Below are 19,503 nucleotides of genomic sequence, written 5' to 3' on the forward strand. Positions count from 1 at the left end.
CTATTGCAGAGGAAGCGCACCAGATGAACCCGACGGCTGCACCCCGGCCCCCATGCCCCAACGCAAACCGCCTCTCACCCGCCCTTATCCGTGCTTGAACCAGGAGTCATCATGAACAGCCCTCCGCGTAGCCGCAGCGCCATCCGTGACCTGCTGGGCCTGCTCAAACCTTTCTGGCCCACAGTGGCCCTCTCGATCGTGCTGGGCATCATCGGTGGCCTGAGCATCACTGTCCTGCTGGCGACCATCAATCAGGCCCTGAACGGCGCCGACGGCCTCAGCCGCGGCGTGGTCCTGACCTTCGCCGGGCTGTGCCTGCTGGCGCTGCTGTGTTCGATTCTGTCGGACATCGGCAGCAACTACGTCGGCCAGCACATCATCAGCAAGCTGCGCAAAGACCTGGGGGAAAAAGTCCTGAGCGCGCCCATCGAGCAGATCGAACGCTATCGCAGCCATCGCCTGATCCCGGTACTGACCCACGACATCGACACCATCAGCGACTTCGCCTTCGCCTTCGCGCCACTGGCCATTTCCCTGACCGTGACCCTGGGCTGCCTGGGTTACCTGGCCCTGCTCTCATGGCCGATGTTCCTGCTGATGCTGGTGGCCATCGTGATTGGCTGCAGCGTGCAGTTTGTCGCGCAGACCAAGGGCATCAAGGGGTTCATGGACGCCCGGGATGAAGAGGACAACCTGCAAAAGCACTACAACGCCATTGCCGACGGCGCCAAGGAGCTGCGCATCCACCGGCCGCGACGCAACCGCATGTTCAACCAGCGGATCAAGCACAGCGCCGAGCACATCTGCAACAAACAGATCGAGTCGGTGAACATTTTCATTGTCGCCAAGACCTTCGGCTCCATGCTTTTTTTCGTGGTCATCGGCCTGGCGCTGGCCCTGCAGTCCTTCTGGCCCAACAACGACCGCGCGGTGATGAGCGGTTTCGTCCTGGTGCTGCTGTACATGAAGGGCCCCCTGGAATTGCTGATAGGCAACCTGCCGATCGTCAGCCGGGCACAGGTGGCCTTCCGCCGCATCGCCGAGCTGTCGGAGCGCTTCTCCTCGCCCGAACCGCACCTGCTGCTCAGTGAAACCGCGACCCAGCCCCAGGTGGTGCACAGCCTGGAACTGCACGATGTGCGCTATGCCTTTCCTGCCGTGGAAGGCAGTGCGCCCTTTGCCCTGGGCCCGGTGAACCTGCGGATCAACCAGGGCGACATCGTGTTCATCGTCGGCGAAAACGGCTGCGGCAAGACCACTCTGATCAAGCTGCTGCTGGGCCTGTACCGACCCCAGGAAGGCGAGATCCGGCTTAACGGCAGCGCGGTCACCGCCGAGACTCGCGACGACTATCGACAACTGTTCACCACCATCTTTGCCGACTACTACCTGTTCGATGACTTGGTCCAGGGTGGCGAACAACTGCCCGAAGATGCCGAGCAGTATCTGCGGCGCCTGGAGATCGGGCACAAGGTGAGCATCCGCGACGGGGCTTTCACCACCACCGACCTGTCCACCGGGCAACGCAAGCGACTGGCACTGGTCAACGCCTGGATCGAGGAGCGCCCGGTGCTGGTGTTCGACGAATGGGCTGCTGACCAGGACCCGACCTTCCGGCGCATTTTCTACACCGAGCTGTTGCCGGATCTCAAGCGCATGGGCAAGACCATCATCGTTATCTCCCACGACGATCGCTATTTCGACATTGCCGACCAGTTGGTTCGAATGGAGGCAGGCAAGGTCAGTTGCGAACTCGAACCCGCCTGATTTTTTACGTATCGGCTTTCCGGTTTTCGGGAAGTCGAACGTCTCATAGTAAGTTTGAGAAACATTCACATTTAAAATGAATTCCCATTGCCGCTTTAATAAGAGCAAATGAACATGCCAGCACCTCTTGGACTCACCCCCCTTAAAAAAGCCCTGCTCATGCGTCATGCGCTGCGGCCGAACTTGCGGTCGTATCTGCTTGGGGCCGTACTGGCGCTGCCTTGTGCCGCCCAGGTACAAGCCCAGCAAGCCAACTTCGATATTCCTGCACAGTCCCTGGGCAACGCCCTGCAGACGTTCGGCCAGCAAGCCGACCTGCAGGTGCTCTACAACCAGGACAGCGTTCAGGGCAAGCGCAGCACGGCAATCAAGGGCTCGTTGCAACCCGACCAGGCCCTGACACAGCTGCTGCAGGGAACCGGGGTGACCTACCAGCGGCAAGGCAACACAGTGACCCTGGGGCAAAGCGGCGGGTCCGTGCAGTTGGGGACCACGAACATTTCCACTCAAGGGCTGGGGAGCACCACCGAGGGGACCGGTTCCTACACCACAGGGCAAAGCAATTCGGCCACTCGTCTGGACCTTTCGCTGCGCGAAACGCCACAGTCGGTGAGCGTCATCACCCGCCAGCAAATGGATGATCAAGGGCTGACCGAACTGGCGCAAGTCATGCAACAGACCCCCGGTATCACGGTTAACCGCGAGAGTTCCGAAGGCTACGTGTATTACTCGCGGGGCTTTGAAATCCAGAACTTCCAGTACGACGGTATTCCCAGCCTGGGCACCGACGGCGGCAACATCCGCGACAACTACAGCATCGGCAATACCCTGATCTACGACCGCATCGAAGTGCTCAAGGGTGCCACCGGCCTGGTCAACGGCATCGGTTATCCGTCCGGGGTGATCAACATGGTGCGCAAGCGCCCCACCCGGGAATTCCAGGGCCACATCGCCGCAGGCGCTGGCTCCTGGGACCGCTATACCAGCGAAGTGGATGTCTCCGGCCCCCTGGTAGAAGGTGGTGCGATACGCGGGCGGATGGTGGCCGGGACCGGCAAGCGCAACAGTTTCATCGACTATCAGAAAGGTGAGCAGAACGTCTTCTACGGCATTCTCGAAGGCGACCTGAGCGATTCCACCACCCTCAGCGTCGGCTACGACTACCAGAAGAACAACAACGACGCCACGACCAACACCAGCTTGCCGGTGTTTTACAAGAACGGGAATCGGATCAAGTTTTCCCGCTCCACCAACCCGGCTGACAAGTACGCCTACCGCAACCAGGAAACCCAGCATGCCTTTGTCGGCCTCGATCACCAGTTCGACAATGACTGGACCTTCAAGGCGACGGTCAATGCGCGCAAATACACCTCGCGGGAAATCATCGCCGGCATGTCCAGCGAGCACGTCAACCTAGACAACAGCCAGGACTATGGCTACCTGCCGCCGGGCGGCGTGACCAACTTCGACTCCAACAGCGACGAGAAGTCCTTCGATGCCTATGCCAAGGGTCCGTTCGCGCTGTTTGGCAGGACCCACGAACTGGTGTTCGGCTACAACTACTCCCATGCCACCACCATGTCCAAACGTACCGATGGCACCAGCTCCAGTACCATTGACAACGTACTGAACTGGGATAACAGCGAACCCTATCCAACTGACTGGGCCTGGTGGTCGACCTTCGACGTGAAAAGCACACAGAAGGTTTCCTACGCGGCGGTCATTCTCAAGCCCACCGATGCCCTCAACTTCATTCTCGGCGCCCGGGTCAACGACTACGACTGGCAGATCGATCGGGTCAACGCCCTTCGCCAACTGCCACGCATCTCCACCACCAATTCCGGGGAAGTCATTCCCTATGCCGGCGTCACCTATGACCTGGACGACCACCACACGGTCTATGCCAGCTACACCGACATTTTCAAGCCGCAGCCCTACAACCTGGGAGCGGACGGCAAGCCCCTGGACCCGCTGACCGGGCAGAGCTACGAGGTGGGGATCAAAGGTGAATACTTCGACCGTCGCCTGAACGCCAGCATGGCATTGTTCCAACTCAAGCAGGACAACCTTGCCGAGAGCAGTGGCGTCATGGGTGTCGACGGCTTCGAGGCCATGCGTGCGATCAAGGGCGCTACCACCAATGGCGTTGAACTGGAAATGGCAGGTGAAGTGCTGCCGGACTGGAACGTCAACGCCGGCTACGTCTACCAGGAGTCCTACGACGCCAAGAACAAGCGTGTGGCGACCACCCAGCCACAGCATCTGTTCAAAGTCGCCACCACCTATCGCCTGCCTGCCGAGCTGAACAAGGTCACCGTGGGCGGCAACATGCAATGGCAGAGCGCGACCTCGTTCGTCGACGACACCTTCACCGATGCCGCCTACAATCCGCTGCCCAGCCACAAGTTCACCCGCTCAAGCTACGCGGTTGTGGGCCTGATGAGCAGCTATGACTTCAACCAGAACCTCAAGGCCACGGTCAACCTGAACAACGTCTTCGACCGGACCTATTACAGCGGTATCGGCACCTACAATTCGATCTACTACGGTGACCCGCGCAACGTCATGTTCAACGTCAAATACAGCTTCTGATTCGCCCCAGTTGAACCCCTCCCTGCTCCGGTCACCGGGGCGGGGATTTTTTTGTCCGCAGCGCCAGCATCGACCTGATGTTTCGCCCTCGGTCTTCGGCATACGCATTGGTATTGGATTTTCGTAGGAGCCGGCTTGCCGGCGAAGAGGCCCGCAAGCCATTCAGCGTCTGGGCTGACGCCTTCGCTGGCAAGCCAGCTCCTACACGAGGGGCGGTACGCACCGCTCCCTCTTCAGGCCGGCCGCAAGGCCGCCGTCTGGTTCTAGGTCTTGATCTGAACGCCCCGTTGACCGCGATGGCCGGAGTGAGGGCGGAACCACCACCCGCCACACCCGCAGCACCGGATATGCCCCACCGCCAAAAAAAACGGGAGAACAGTCACCTGCCCTCCCGCCCTTCACTCCAACTTCCTGTGCCTAAGCCTCCACACGCACCTCCCGCTGAACCCGAGCCCCACCCTGCTGCGCCAGCAACTGCGCCAATGAGCGCGCCGGCGAACCGTCCGCCAAGAGCCAGAGCAACTGCACCAACTGCAGGTTCAACGTCTCTACAGCCGCCTCTCTAAAGGCAGCAAGACGATGGTCATAGTGGAACTGCAACTGCCCCTTGAGCTCGACATACAAGGTCAGAGCCGAGCTGGTCTGCTCGAAACTGTGCATGCTCTCCAGGCGCAAATCACCGACATCACCACCGGCCGACGCCGCACTGACCGGATAGTTCTCGAACACGATCACCGTGTCGCTCAACTCCCCACCCGGCAACCCGGCCCAGCGCTCGATATCACTCAAGGCACTGTAGCCATGCTCACGCATCAGCAAGTTGCGCCCTTGCAGTGCCTGCAGCCAGTCACCCACGCTCTGCTCTGGCTCGATACTGGCCACCAGCGGCACGTCGTTGATGTACAGGCCCAATTGCTGCTCGATGCCCTTGAGCTGGGGCGGGCGCCCGGCGATGGTCGCGCCGCAGGCCACCGTGGACTGACCGCAATGCACATGCAGGAGCAACAGCCAGGCGGCCTGCACCAGAGTATTGGCGGTAACCTTCTGTTGCCGGGCGAAACGGGTCAGTTGCTCGGTCTGTGCCTCGTCGAAGTGGAAGTAGTGCTGACGATGTCCGCCCCGCTGTGGGTCCCCCTGGGCAATCGCGCAATCACTGAGCAAGCTCGGCACCTTCAGGGGGGCGAGCTGTTCACGCCAGAAACGCTCGTCCGCCTGCTGGTCCCGGGCCTGCAGCCAGGCAATGTAGTCATGGTAGCCAGCCGGTCGGTGACTGATGGCCTGCCCGGTGTAGGCCGCCAGCACATCGTTGAACAACTGGAACCCGCTCCAGCCGTCCAACAGGATGTGATGGTTGGTACAGATCAGCCGGTAGCGTCCCTCCCCTAGCTTGATCGCCTGCAGACGCAGCAACGGCGCCTGGGCCAGGTCGAAGCCCTTGAGCCGGTCAGCCAGGGCCAGACGCTCCAGCGCATCGCTGCTCAACACAGTGCCGTCGAGCTCCTGGAACGGCACCTCGACCTGCTTGTGGACCACCTGCAGCGGCTGCGCCAGGGACCCGCCCCAGACAAAACGGCTGCGCAGGATCTCATGGGTATCCATGGCCTGCTGCCAGGCCTGACGCAGTCGCTGCGGGTCGACGCCTTGCACATCCATGCACATCTGGTTGACGAAATCCCCCGCCTCATGGGCCTGCAACTCATGCTGCAACAAGGCCTGCTGCATCGGCGCCAATGGGTAGATGTCCTCGATCTGCGCCGGCACCAGCGTCAGGGCGTCGAGCTGCTCCTGGCTCAGTCGCGCCAGCGGGAAGTCCGATGGCGTGACGCCGCCGCGGGCCTGGCAGCAATGCTCCACCAGTGCCTGCAGCGCCTGGACATAGTCCTGGGCCAGTGACTCGATCTGCGCACTGTCGAACATGCGCTGACTGAAGCTCCAGTCCAGGCGCAACTGACCGTCGTACACCTTGCCGCTGATGGACAGCCAGTTGCCCAGGGGCGCATCGATACTGGCATCCGCGCCATGGGCCTCGGGCGCCGGAATGAACAGCGCCTGAGGATCATCGAAACTGCCGTCGAACTGCCCCAGGTAGTTGAAGGTGACCCGAGGTTGGGCAAGCCCCTGCAACGCCTCGCGACTGGCGGTATCCCCCAGGTAACGCAGGGCACCGTAGCCGATCCCCTTGTTGGGGATCGCCCGCAGCTGTTCCTTGATCCGCTTGATCGAAGACTCGGCGCTGTCCGCGGCGCTCAGGCGCACCGGGAACACCGAGGTGAACCAGCCCACGGTGCGGCTCAGGTCAAGATCCTCGAACAGCTGCTCACGCCCGTGGCCTTCCAGCTGGATCAAGGTCGAGGGCTGTCCGGTCCACTGCCCCATGACCTGGGCCAGGGCCGCCAGCAGCAGGTCGTTGACCTGGGTCCGGTAGGCGGCCGGAGCGCGCTGCAGCAAGCGTTGCGTGGTCGCGGCATCGAGCTGGACCTGCACACTGCCGGCGTCGCGACTCAAGGCCTGGGTGCCAGGTTCGACCCCAGGCAACGATGCCTGTACGCCCGAAAGTTGCGCGCGCCAGTAGGCCAGCTCGGCCTGGGCCTCGTGCCCATGGGCATACGCTTGCAGGCGTCGGCCAAAGGCCTGATAAGAACTGCTCTTGGCAGGCAACTGCACCGTTTGCCCGGCCAGCGCCTGGGTGTAGGCGCTTTGCAGGTCCTCGAACAACAGGCGCCAGGACACGCCATCCACCACCAGGTGATGGGCCACCAGCAACAAGCGCTGAGTGGAGTCCGCCAGGGTCACCAACAGCGCCCGCAACAAAGGCCCGCGCTGCAGGTCGAGGCTGCACTGGACCTTCTCGCAGAGCTGCTCCAGCTCAGCGGCGTTGGCGGCTTCGGCCTGCCACAACAGGTCCGGACCAGGCCCGGACTGATCCAGTGAACCATGGCTGGCACTCCAGCCTGCGCTCCCCTGCTGGAACTGCAGGCGCAATCCGTCGTGATGTTCAAGCAAGGCCCGCAAGCCCTGCTTCAAGGCCAGCGGGTTCAAGGGCGTGGCCGGAATCAGCAGCACCGACTGATTGAAATGGTGCCGCTGGGGAATCGGCTCGGCAAAGAACAGACGCTGGATCGGCAGCAGCGGCATGTCGCCGCTCACCGGTCCCTGGTCGATGTCGTCCTGCACCCCGCACTGTGCCACCGCCGCCAGCCCTCCGATGGTCTGTTGCTCGAACAGGTCCTTGGGGGTAAAGCGGATCGAGGCCTGACGCGCTCGACTGACCAACTGCAGGGAGATGATCGAGTCCCCGCCCAATTCGAAGAAGTTGTCGGTCAGACCGACCTGCGCCAGCTTCAGCACGTCCTGCCAGATCTGTGCAAGGCGCTTCTCCAGATCGCTGCGCGGCGCCACATAGGCGTGGCTGGCCTGGGCCATTTCCGGCATGGGCAGCGCCTTGCGATCCAGCTTGCCATTGGGCGACAGCGGCAAGCGTTCGAGGAACAGCCAATAGGACGGCACCATGTAGTCGGGCAGGCAGGCCTTCAACGTCTGGCGCAGGGCTTCACGCAGCCTTTCCTGGTCTTGCTCGTCCTCACGCGCGGTCGCGGCCGTCACCAGATAAGCCACCAGACGCCGGCCATGGGCGGTGTCCTGGGCCAGGACCACCGCCTCGCTGACCTGCTCATGGGCCATCAGCCGCGCTTCGATTTCCCCCAGCTCGATGCGGAAGCCGCGAATCTTCACCTGGTTGTCGATACGCCCCAGGTACTCGAATACCCCGTCACTGCCCTGGCGCACCACATCCCCGGTGCGATACAGACGTCCTCCCAAGGGGCTGTAGGGATCGGGAACAAAGCGCTCGGCGGTCTGCGCGAAACGCTTCAGGTAGCCTCGCGCCAAGCCATTGCCGCCGATGTACAGCTCTCCGGCGACCCCCACTGGCAAGGGATTGAGATCGGCATCCAGGACATAGGCGCTGCGCTCGCCGACGCAATGGCCGATGGGCGCATAAGCAGCCGTACAGGGTTCACCGGCAGCGGTTTTCCATACCAGCGGCGTGACCACGGTTTCGGTGGGACCGTAACCGTTGATCATGTACTGAGGGCGCAACACCTGCTGGACCAGCTCGAAGCTGGCCTGAGGCATGGCATCGCCGCCAAAGCTGTAGAGGCGCATGGGCGGCGGATTGCCGACCCGCTGCACATGTTCCGCCAACTGATGCAGGTACGCCGGCGGGAAGCCGGCCATGGTCACGCCATGGCTGCGAATCGCTTCACAGGTCTGCTCCGGAGTCCACAGGCTGTCATCACGCAGCAGCAGGCTGGCGCCGCAGACAAAGGCGGTCAGCCAGCGTTCATGGGCGCCGTCGAAGGAAAACGAGAGGAAGTGCAGTTCACAGTCATCGGGCGTCATGCCATAGCGTTCGCCGGTGGTGCGACAGTGCATCGCCAGCGGACCATGGGCCACGGTCACGCCCTTGGGCTGCCCGGTGGAGCCCGAGGTGTAGATCACATACGCCAGGCTCTCTGGCGCCACCGTCACCGCAGGCGCGGTCAGCGGATGCTGCCCGACCTCCAGGCGTGACAGATCGAGCACCGCCAGATCGGCGGCCGAAGGCAGGCGCTGCAACGACTCGGTGTCACTGAGCAACAGGGCCATGCCGGAATCCGCCATGAGGTAGGCCAGGCGGTCGGCTGGGTAGCTCAGGTCCAGCGGCACGAAGGCGCCGCCGGCCTTGAGCACCGCCAGCAAGGCCACCAGCAGCCCCTCGCCCCGGGGCAGGGCCACGCCGATCCGGACCTCCTGGCCGACCCCACGGGCCACCAGTTCGTGGGCCAGGCGGTTGGCCCGCTGGTCCAGTTCACCGTAGGTGAAGCGCTGCCCGGCAAACAGCACCGCCTGGCGCTCCGGCCAGCGTTGTGCCAGGGCACCGATGCTCTCGTGTACCGCCGGCTCGATCCCCGGCGCGACGGGCGCTACGCATTGGCTCGCCGTCTCGGCCGGGGTCAGCAGCTCGATGGCGCCCAGTTGCAACTGGGGGTTATCAATCAACTGCGCCAGCAGGTGTAGCAGATGGCCGTTGAGGCGCTCGATCACCGCCGCGCTGAAGGCCTCCCGGGCATAGCCGTAGCTGATGCTCAGACGCTGCTCCAGCGCCACCGCCACCGACAATGGATAGTTGGTGCGTTCACGACTCTGCACGGCACCGAAGCGCACGCTGGAAGCCTCCTCCTGCTCCAGGGCCTGGGCCACCGGGTAGTTGTCGAAGACCAGCAGGGTATCGAACAGCGCGTCACCGCTGCTGCCGGCCCAGCGCTGAATATCGTTGAGCGGCGTATGTTCGTATTCGCGCAGTTGCAGATTGTGCACCTGAACCTGTTGCAGCCACTGCGCCACGCTCATCTGCGCATCGGGGGTGGCGATCACCGGCAAGGTATTGATGAACAGACCTATCTGCTGCTCGATCCCCGGCAGCTCCGAAGGACGCCCCGCCACCGTCGCGCCAAAGGCCACGGTGCTCTGTCCGGTATAGCGCTGCAACAGCAGGAGCCAGGCCGCCTGCAACAGAGTGTTGGCGGTGATTTTCTGCTGCCGGGCGAAGGCCACCAGGCGCTCGGTCCACGGCTGTGTCCAATCATGGTGGAACTCGCCATGGCCGGCATCCGCGCCCGGGTTTTCCAGGGCGATGCTGCCCGCCAGGCGGGTCGGGGTCGACAAACGCCCCAGTTGCTCGCGCCAGAAACTTTCACAGGCCTCCAGATCCTGGCGTTGCAGCCACTGGATGTAGTCGCGATAACGCCCCGGAGCCTGTGGCGGCACCACCCCGGCGTAGCGTTGCAGGACCTCGCTCATCAACTGCGAACTGCTCCAGCCATCCATCAGGATGTGGTGGTTGGTGTAGAACAGTTGATAGTCCTGGGCCGTGGTCTGCACCAGGCACAGGCGCAACAGCGGTGCACGATCGAAATGCGCGCACAGGCTGCGCTCTTCGCCGGCCAGCGCTTCAAGAGCCGGCTCGCTGGCCTGCCCGGTCGACCAATCGAGCACCCGGAAGGGCAGCGCTAACTGACGCTGGACAATCTGCACCGGTTGCTCGAGCTCCGCTTGCCAGTGAAAAGAGGTGCGCAGAATGTCATGGGCCTGCAGGGCATCCTCCCAGGCCCGACGGAAACGCTGTACGTCCAAGCCCTGGACCGACACCCGGACCTGATTGACGTAATCGTCGCTGGCCTGCTCGTAGAGGGTGTGGAACAACATGCCCTGCTGCATCGGCGACAAGGGGTACAGGTCGACGATGGTTCGTGGGGGCACCGGCAGCGCATCCAGCTGAGCCTGGTTCAACCCGGCCAGGGGGAAGTCCGACGGCGAGACACCAGCCGAGGTGTCCAGGGTGCAATGCTCGATCAGCGCCTGCAGTTCCAGAAGGTAATCATCAGCCAGGCGCTGAACCGTCTGCGGCTTGAACAACCGATCGCTGAAGCTCCAGCTCAGGGACAGTTCGCCTCCATAGACCTGACTGTTGACCGTCAACCAGTTACTCAGTGGCGCCTCGCTGTGACGTTCGTCACCGGCTGCTTCCGCGGCCGGCGCAAAAAGTGACTGCGAGTCGAAGCTCTGGTCGAACTGCCCCAGGTAGTTGAAGGTGATCCGCGGCTGCGCAAGCCCCTGCAAGCGTTCGCGGACCGCGTCCTGCCCCAGGTAACGCAACGCGCCATAACCCAGGCCATTGGCCGGCACCCGGCGCAAGTCCTCCTTGACCGCCTTGATCGAATCCGCGAGTGGCTGCGCCGGAGTCAGGCACAACGGATAGAGGCTGGTGAACCAGCCCACCGAACGCGACAGGTCGACATCGGCAAACAGTTCCTCGCGTCCGTGACCTTCCAACTGCACCAGCATCTGCGAATGCCCGGTCCAACGGCAGATCACGCGCGCCAGGGCGGCCAGCAACAGGTCGTTGATCTGTGTGCGGTAGGCCTTGGGGGCTTCCTGCAACAACTGGGTGGTCAGTTCTCGAGGCAGCCGGGCATTGATCGCCATGCCATGGCACGCCAGGTTCGCCCCGGCGGGATAGTCCAGGGGCAGGCCCTGAGGCGCCTGCTCCAGTTGCCGGCACCAGTAATCCAGTTCGTCGGTGTGCCCAAGGCGCTGCGCCCAGTCTTGCAGGTGCACGACCCAATCCTGGAAAGCACTGGTCTTGGAAGGCAGGACCGCTGCTGCACCCTCGGCCAACTGCCGATAAAGGCTTTGCAGGTCTTCAAGCAGAATCCGCCAGGACACGCCGTCCACCACCAGGTGATGGATGACCAGCAGCAAACGCTGGCTGCCATCGTCCAGGTCCATCAGCACCGCGCGCAACAGCGGCCCCTGTTCCAGGTCGAGACTGCTCTGGGCTCGTTGTCCCAGTGCCTGAATCGCCTCGGCATCCGCCACCTGCTGCCGCCAGAGGCTGACCGGCTCGGGATGATCCTGGTGTTCGGCCTGCCATAGGCCGGCGCTCTGCCGATACCTCAGGCGCAACGCATCATGCTGCACCTGCAGCTGGTTCAGGGCTAGCTCCAACAGCGGCACCTGCAGCGGCTCGCGCGGAGTCAGCAGCAGCGACTGATTCCAGTGATGGCGCTGGGGAATGTCGCTGGCAAAGAACACTTGCTGGATCGGCGTCAACGGCATCGTGCCACGCACCGGTCCCTGATCGATGCGCAAGGCCGTGCCCTGCTTGGCCACCGCCGCCAGTTCAAGAATGCTCTGGCAACGGAATACGTCCCTGGAGGAAATCTGCAAGCCAGCCTGACGGGCCCGGCTGACCATCTGGATGGCAATGATCGAGTCACCACCCAGTTCGAAGAAATTATCGTTGATACCGATCCGCGGCTGGTTCAGGACCTCCTGCCAGATACCCACCAGGGTCTGCTGCACTGGGTTCTGTGGAGCACGGTAGAGGTCCTGCGCAGGGCCCTGCTCAGGGCGCGGCAGGGCCTGGCGATCGAGCTTGCCGTTGGGGCTGAGAGGGAGCGCCGGCAGCAACAGCAGATAGCTGGGAACCTGATGCGCCGACAGGCGCGCGTTCATATGCTGCTTGAGGACATCCTTGCAGTGTTCTGGATCGAGCCCAGGCTGACATACCAGATAGGCCACCAGTTGCTTGCCCTGGGGTCCATCCAGCGCCAGTACCGCACACTCGCGAATCCAGGGATGGCTGTGCAGGCAGGCCTGGATTTCTCCCGGCTCGACGCGGAAGCCACGAATCTTGATCTGCTGATCGATGCGGCCACAGAACTCGATGCTGCCGTCGCGGCGGTAGCGCACCTGATCGCCAGTGCGGTACAGCCGGGCGCCGCCCTGCAGGTCGAAAGGATCGGGGATGAAGCTGGCAGCGGTCAGCTCAGGGCGCCGATGGTAATCACGGGCCAGCCCGGCACCGGCCAGATACAGTTCGCCCAGGCTACCGATGGCCGCCGGCTGGCCTTCGCTGTCCAGCACATAGGCACGGACATTGGTCAGCGGCCGGCCCATGGGAATCGACGCGGCCTGGGACCAGTCACCGTCCACGGCCTGGGTCAGGGCGCCCACGGTGCTTTCAGTCGGCCCGTAGTGGTTGACGATCCGGCACTGCGGCGCCAGGCGCTGGATGCGCTCCACCAGGCTCACCGGGCAGGCTTCGCCACCCAATACCAGGCATTGACGAGGCAGCACCGCAGCATTGTCCTCACCCAGCAGGGCCGCCAGGTGCGAAGGGACAATTTTCAACACATCGATCTGTTGCTGTTGCAGGTACTGGCCCAGGCCCGCACCGTCCACCGCCAGATCGGCGCTGATCACGTGCAGCGCCTGGCCGCCGCACAGGGCACCGAACAGCACCGTGTGCCCAAGGTCCGCCGCCGGCGTGGACACCAGCGCCATGCTGCGGGCCGACGCCAGCGGCAGGCGCTGGTGAATGGCCGCCACGTAGTTGGCCAGGGCGCCGTGACTGATGGTCACCCCTTTGGCCCGGCCCGTGGAGCCGGAGGTGAAGATCACATACGCCAGGTGCCCGGGGGCCGTAAGCGGGTCGAGGTTGTCGGCACTCAGGGCCTGACGCACCGGCGAATCCTCGAGGGGCTCGACACAGAGCCCGGGAAGATCGGCAAAACGCCCGATCAACTGCTCTTGGGCCAGCAACTGGGTAATGCCGCTGTCCTCAATCATGCCGTTGAGGCGTTCCTGCGGGTATTCGGGGTCCAGAGGCACGTAGGCGCCGCCAGCCTTGAGCACAGCCAACAGGCCCACGATCATCTCGATCGAACGATGCGCGGCGATACCCACCAGCACATCCGGCCCCACTCCGCGCCCACGCAGCTGACGGGCCAGACGATTGGCCTGCGCATTGAGCTGTTGATACGTCAGCTGCCGCCCGGCGCAGACCACGGCCAGCGCATCCGGGCTGCGCATTGCATGCGCCTCGACGCAGGCCGGTACCGACAAGGGTGGACGCTCGAAGGCGGTGCCGACATTCCAGTGTTCCAATATCTGTTCGCGCTCCGCCGCATCCAGCATGGGCAGTTCGCCCAGGCGACGCTGCGGCTCGCGAACTACAGCTTGCAACAGGTTGTGCCAATGCCGGGCCATCTGCTCGATGGTCTGCGGATCGAACAGGTCACTGGCGTAGACCAGCGCCCCATGCAGACGCCCGCCTTCTTCATGGGTATTGAAGGTCAGGTCGAACCGCACGGATTCGCTATCGCTGGCCAGGGCCTCGATTCGCAGCCCTGGAATCTCCACCCGCGCCCCTTCGTTGTCCCCCGCCAGGTGGTTATACAGCACCTGGAACAACGGGCTCTGGTTCAAGCTGCGCTCAGGCTGCAGCGCATCGACCAGTTGCTCGAACGGCAAATCCTGATGAGCCTGGGCCTCCAGCACCCGGGTCTTGACCTGGGCCAGCAAGGCGCTGAATGACTGCTGCGGGTCGATCTCGGCCTGCAACACCTGGGTGTTGACGAAAAAGCCGATCAGCCCCTCGACTTCAGCCCGGGTGCGGTTGGCCACAGGCGTGCCCACGCGAATGCTGCGGGCACCGCTGTAGCGCTGCAGCAGCACCTGCAGGGAGGCCAGCAGCACCATGAACAGCGTGCAGCAGGCACTCGCGGCCAGTTCCCGCAAACCACGGTCCAGGTCCTGCTCGAAGACCAGGGTGTGACGTCCGCCCCGGGCACTGCGCACGGGCGGCCGCGGCCGGTCCAGGGGCAGTTCCAGGGTCAAGGGTTCACTGCCCAGGCGCTCACGCCAGTACTGCAACTGCCGCTCGGCTTCACCGGCTTCCAGCCACAGGCGCTGCCAAACGGCGAAATCGGCGTACTGCACCGCCAGCGGCGCCAGCTCCGGCGCACGCTGGTATTGGCGCCAGTGCTCATAGGCGCTGGTCACCTCGCCCACCAGGATCGGCAGCGACCAGGCATCACTGATGATGTGATGGGTGCAGAACAGCAGCACATGCTCCTGGGGCCCGAGCTTGATCAGGGTCGCCCGCAACAGCAGGTCGTGTTCCAAATCGAAGGAATGTTCGCTCTGCTCCGCCACCTGTTCGGACACCTGCGGGCCGGCGTCCTCAAGGTGGCTGTAATCCAGGCGTTGCAGGAGGAATTCACGCCGGGGATGAATCACCTGCATCACTTGCTGACCGTGCAGGCTGAAGGTGCTGCGCAGCACTTCATGGCGATCGATCAGGTACTGGATACTGCGTTGCAGATCAGCATCCTGCAGGTCGCCCTGCAAGCGCAGCACCGCCAATTGGTTATAGGCGCTGGAGGTCGGCTCCAGCTGCCAGAGAAACCACAGGCGCTGCTGTGCATAGGAAGCGCACATCAGCGTCTGGGCCTCACTGCGCCCAGGGATCGGCAACAGGTCCAGGGACAGCCCCTGCTCGATCATCTTGCGCTGCAAGGCGCTACGCTCCTGGGGGCTGAACGCGGCGAACCGCTTGGACAGCGCCAGCATGCGCTCGGGTAACGGATTCATCACTGCTGGGCCTCCGCAAACAGGGCTTCCAAGGCATCGACCTTGTCCCCTGTCACCCCGGAATCACGATGCAGCTCGACCTGCCTGGCCAGCAGTTCCACCGTCTCGCCTTCGAAGAACACCCGCAGCGGCAAGGACAGGTTGAGCTCGCTCTGAACCTTGGAGCGAATGCGCGTGGCCAGCAGCGAGTGGCCGCCCAGGGCGAAGAAGTTGTCATGCACACCCACCCGCTCCAGTTGCAGAGCCTCTTGCCAGATGGCGGCCAGGGTGGCCTCCAGCTCGTTGCGCGGCGCCACGTAGGCGCTGCCTTGCAACTCCAGGGCACTGAGGGCATTGCGATCCAGCTTGCCGTTGGGGGTCAGCGGGAAACGCTCCAGGACACTGAGGAAAGACGGCACCATGTACTCGGGCAATTGTTCGCGCAGTTGGGCCAGCAATGCCTGTTCCTGGGCCTCGCGATCGTCGGCCCGGGCCAGCACCACATACGCCACCAACTGTTTGCCGGCGGCCGTGTCCCGCGCCACTACAGCGGCTTCGCGCACATTGGCGGCTTGTCCCAGCAGGCTCTCGATTTCACCGAGCTCGATGCGGAAGCCGCGGATCTTCAGTTGGAAGTCTATCCGTCCGAGATAATCGAGCTCCCCTTGGGGCAGGCTGCTGACCCGGTCCCCGGTACGATACAGACGAGCGCCCGGCGTAGTGGCGAACGGGTCCGGGAGGAAGCGGCTGGCAGTCAGGGCCGGACGCTTGAGGTAACCACGGGCCAGGCCCGGACCACCGATGAACAACTCGCCCTCGCGACCGATACCGGCCAGCCCGGCCTCTTCATCCAGCACCCGCAGGCGCGTACCGGCGATAGCACCACCGATGGCCACCCGCTCATCCACAGGCGGCTGCTCCACGGCGAACGCCGAACACCAGACCGCACTTTCCGAAGGGCCGTATTCATTGACCAGCAAGGTCTCGGGCAGCCGTTCACGGTGCCGCAGGGCCAGCTCCACCGGACAAGCCTCACCGGCCACGATTACGCAGCGCAGTTGCGGTTGCTGCAGGGCTTCGAGGATCTGCGCGTAGAACGACGGCAGGGCCAGGAAGTGCGAAATCTGTTGCGCACATATGAGTTCGGCGACCTGCTGCGGGTCCTTGTGCTGCTCTTCGCTAGGCAGGTACAAGGTAGCGCCCTGGCTCAAGGTCCAGAAAATCCCCGCCACGGAACTGTCGAAGGAGAACGAGGACAGCATCAGGAAACGCTCCAGGGGCGCCTGGTAGAAGGCGCTCCGGGCCAGAGTCGAGGTGCTGGCATTGGCATGGGACACCATCACACCCTTGGGTTTGCCGGTGGAACCCGAGGTGTAGATGACATACGCCAGGTTATCGGCACTGCTGCCGCTCTGCAGCGCTTCGATATTACCGCTCAACATCTCCCGATTCAGAGTGACCTGAGGCAGCTTGGCCGGCAGGAGGATGTCCGGGTGCAAAGGCTGCAGAGTGATCAGGCAACGTACCTCTGCGTCCTCGAGCATGAAGGACAGTCTCTCGCTGGGATAGGCCGGGTCCAGTGGCAGGTAGGCTCCACCGGCCTTGAGAATGCCCAGCAGGGCCACCACGATCTCGATGGAACGAGCACCATAGACCCCGACGATGGCGTCGCTGTCGACCCCTTGCTGGCGCAGCCTGTGGGCCAACTGATTGGCCTGGCGATCGAGCTCGCCGTAAGTGACTTCTTGGCCATCGACATGAATCGCGACACGCTCGGGGAAAGCCCGGGCCGCCTCTTCGAACAACTGGTGCAGCAGCGGTGCATCGGCGGCGACCAGCTGCGCGCTGCGGTCGAAGTCGCGCAGCAGGCGCTGAGCCTGATCGTGACCAACCAGCGGCAGTTGCTCGAGTGGCAGGTCGCTGTGCGCGGCGGCCGATTTCAGCCACTGGGCAAACTGTTCGAGCCAGGCAGCCGGCATACCTTCAGGCAGTAAATGAGGCTGCCAGCTCAACTGCAGCGTCAGCTGGTCAGCATCGGCCCGAGCCTGCAGGTGCAGCTTCTCGAAGTAGGCTTGATCGAGAATCAGGTCCTGTTCCTCGGCGCCCTCGGCGTAGGAACACCCTAGGTCCAGGGGGCGTGGCTCCTCGGTGCCGAACACCTCCAACTCGTTCAGGCAGTCCTGCCAGGAGCGGCTCAGTTCCAACTGATGACGAAACGCCTGCAGGTTGTCCTGCAAGGTGGCTTGAGGTTGCAGAGCAACGGCCACTGGCAGGCGTCGACTGAAATGCCCCAGGGTCTGTTGCAACTGGTCGCTGCGGCCGTCAACAGTCAGAGCCACCAGCAGCGAGTCCTGCTGACCCAGCCCTGCAAGAAAGCCCGCCCAGAGGAACAACAGGGCTTGCTCGACGCTCAGCTCGGCATCCTTGGCCACCTGGCGCAACGCAGGCGCCAGGTCGGTGTCCAGACGGTATTCCTGCACCTGCGCTGCAAAGTCCAGCCGCCGCTCGAAGGGCAGGCGCACGCCCTTCTGCTGCTCGGCATACAGAGTGCGCCAGAACTGCAGGCCCTCGCGCCCGATCGCCTCCTCTCCCAGCTCGCTCTGCCACGCGGCGTAATCGGCGTACTGCAGGCTGTCGAACGGTGGCAACTGCACCCCCGCACAGAGCTGCTGCAGTTCGGTCACCAGCAATGCCAGAGCCTGCCGATCACAACTGGCCAAGGCCACGCTGATCAGCAACTGACGATCCAGCAGCGATGCCACCAGGGGCACTTCGGCCAGGGCCAGACGATCCTCGGCACGGGCCTGTTGCAGGCTACGCCCCGGCTCCATCGACAGGCGCATACGAACCTGCGCGGCGATGTCCTGCACCGGCTGCTTGAACCCGGGCATCTGGCGGTAGCTAGTGCGCAGAATTTCGTGGCGCTGACACAGTTCGCCTAGCGCGGCTTCCAACTCGGCACGCGCGGGAGGCGTGTCGAAAGACAAGATCGCCTGGGCAGCCAGGGGGCGACCAAGGTACTGCTGCTGGGAAAGAATCGCGGCCTGCTGGGCCGAAATCTGAAAAGTCTCTACTGGGGAAAAGTCGGTCATGCTGATGTCCTTAACCAATGGCCACGTCGGTGCTTTTCAGCGGGACGGCCATGGCTGTGAGTATTTTGCGCGGGCCTGAATATTCGTTGCGGGCATGCAGGGTGAGGATGTTGTCGAGCATCACGACGTCGCCCTTCTCCCAGGGAAACTCCACCATCACCTCGCGATAGAGCTGTTGCAGATGGGTGATGTAGTCATCGGGGATCGGGCTGCCATCGCCAAAGAAGGTGTTTTGCGGCAGGTCCTCGGGGGCGAACTCCGCCAGCAGGCTGTCGCGGATGCTTTCTGGCAGGGTCAGGGCATTGAAGAAAGTCGCGTGGTTGAACCACACGCTCTCCCCCGTACGCGGATGCCGGACCATGGCCGGGCCCTGTTGCCGAGTGCGCAAGCGGTTGCCGGATTTCCACTCCGGGGCCACTCCGATCTTCGCGCAATAGGCCTCGACCTCGGCGCGGTCTTCGGTCTGAAACACGGTCTGCCAGGGCAGCCCCATGCCGTCGCCGTAGTTGCGCACATAGAGCACGCGCTTGCGCTGGAACTCCTCGCGCACTTGCGGATCGATTCGCGCCAGCAAATGCCGGGTATCGCCGAACGGCGTCTCGCCGCCGGTGGTCGATGGCACATCGCAGTAGAAATACAGATGCAGCGGAAACACCGGGGAATAAGAATGCTCGTTGTGGGGGAAGATCTTTTCCACGGCCGGGTAGTCGGTGGAGCTGTAGACATTCAGCTTCTTGGTGATCTGGGTCCGCGGCGAAGCCCGGAACAGGTACTCCAGGGCACCACCGGAAATCGAATCGACGCACTGGTTGAATTCGTTGATGTCCTGCACCGCGAAACCGCGGAACAACAACGTCGCGTGCCGATCGAGCTTTTCCTGGAGCAGCTCGCGGTTTTCCCCCGCCCACTGCGCCAGGCCCACGCCGGGAACGTTCGGCGTACATAACAGAGGAATCGAGCTGTTCTCGAACAGCGGCGTGAACGTCACCAGGCTGGATTGGTCCAGGCTCAAGCTCTTGCGCCGTCCTTTGCCCAATGCCGGTATGGCTTGAGACTCGAATTTCGACATTACCCACCTCCGATTCGCGGTATC

General features: G+C 63.3%; 5 protein-coding genes. 2 read left to right on the plus strand and 3 right to left on the minus strand.

Going from position 1 to position 19,503, the window contains the following annotated elements:
* The first annotated feature begins 111 nt into the window (after nucleotides 1-111).
* Both AC1RGE_RS10680 and AC1RGE_RS10685 read left to right on the plus strand, forming a co-directional pair.
* Entirely contained in the window at nucleotides 112-1,767 is a 1,656-nt protein-coding gene (locus tag AC1RGE_RS10680) for a cyclic peptide export ABC transporter (RefSeq protein ID WP_236184931.1), read from the plus strand.
* 159 nt (nucleotides 1,768-1,926) lie between these two features.
* Nucleotides 1,927-4,359 (plus strand): TonB-dependent siderophore receptor, encoded by a 2,433-nt coding sequence (locus AC1RGE_RS10685; RefSeq protein ID WP_053152882.1) that lies wholly within the window; start codon nucleotides 1,927-1,929, stop codon nucleotides 4,357-4,359.
* 417 nt (nucleotides 4,360-4,776) lie between these two features.
* On the opposite strand, the gene AC1RGE_RS10690 is transcribed toward AC1RGE_RS10685, so the two are convergent.
* From AC1RGE_RS10690 to AC1RGE_RS10700, 3 genes are read right to left on the minus strand one after another with little or no spacing between them, the layout of a single operon-like run.
* Nucleotides 4,777-15,339: an amino acid adenylation domain-containing protein gene (locus AC1RGE_RS10690; RefSeq protein ID WP_492584192.1), complete on the minus strand. Its 10,563-nt coding sequence runs from the start codon at nucleotides 15,337-15,339 to the stop codon at nucleotides 4,777-4,779.
* Nucleotides 15,339-18,410 (minus strand): non-ribosomal peptide synthetase, encoded by a 3,072-nt coding sequence (locus tag AC1RGE_RS10695; protein WP_492584194.1) that lies wholly within the window; start codon nucleotides 18,408-18,410, stop codon nucleotides 15,339-15,341. The genes AC1RGE_RS10690 and AC1RGE_RS10695 overlap by 1 nt, the downstream gene beginning before the upstream one ends.
* A gap of 10 nt (nucleotides 18,411-18,420) precedes the next feature.
* On the minus strand, nucleotides 18,421-19,479 hold the full coding sequence (locus AC1RGE_RS10700) for a TauD/TfdA family dioxygenase (protein ID WP_053152895.1): 1,059 nt from the start codon (nucleotides 19,477-19,479) through the stop codon (nucleotides 18,421-18,423).
* Nucleotides 19,480-19,503 lie beyond the last annotated feature (24 nt).

This window comes from Pseudomonas sp. GW823-FHT02C05 (assembly GCF_058797595.1).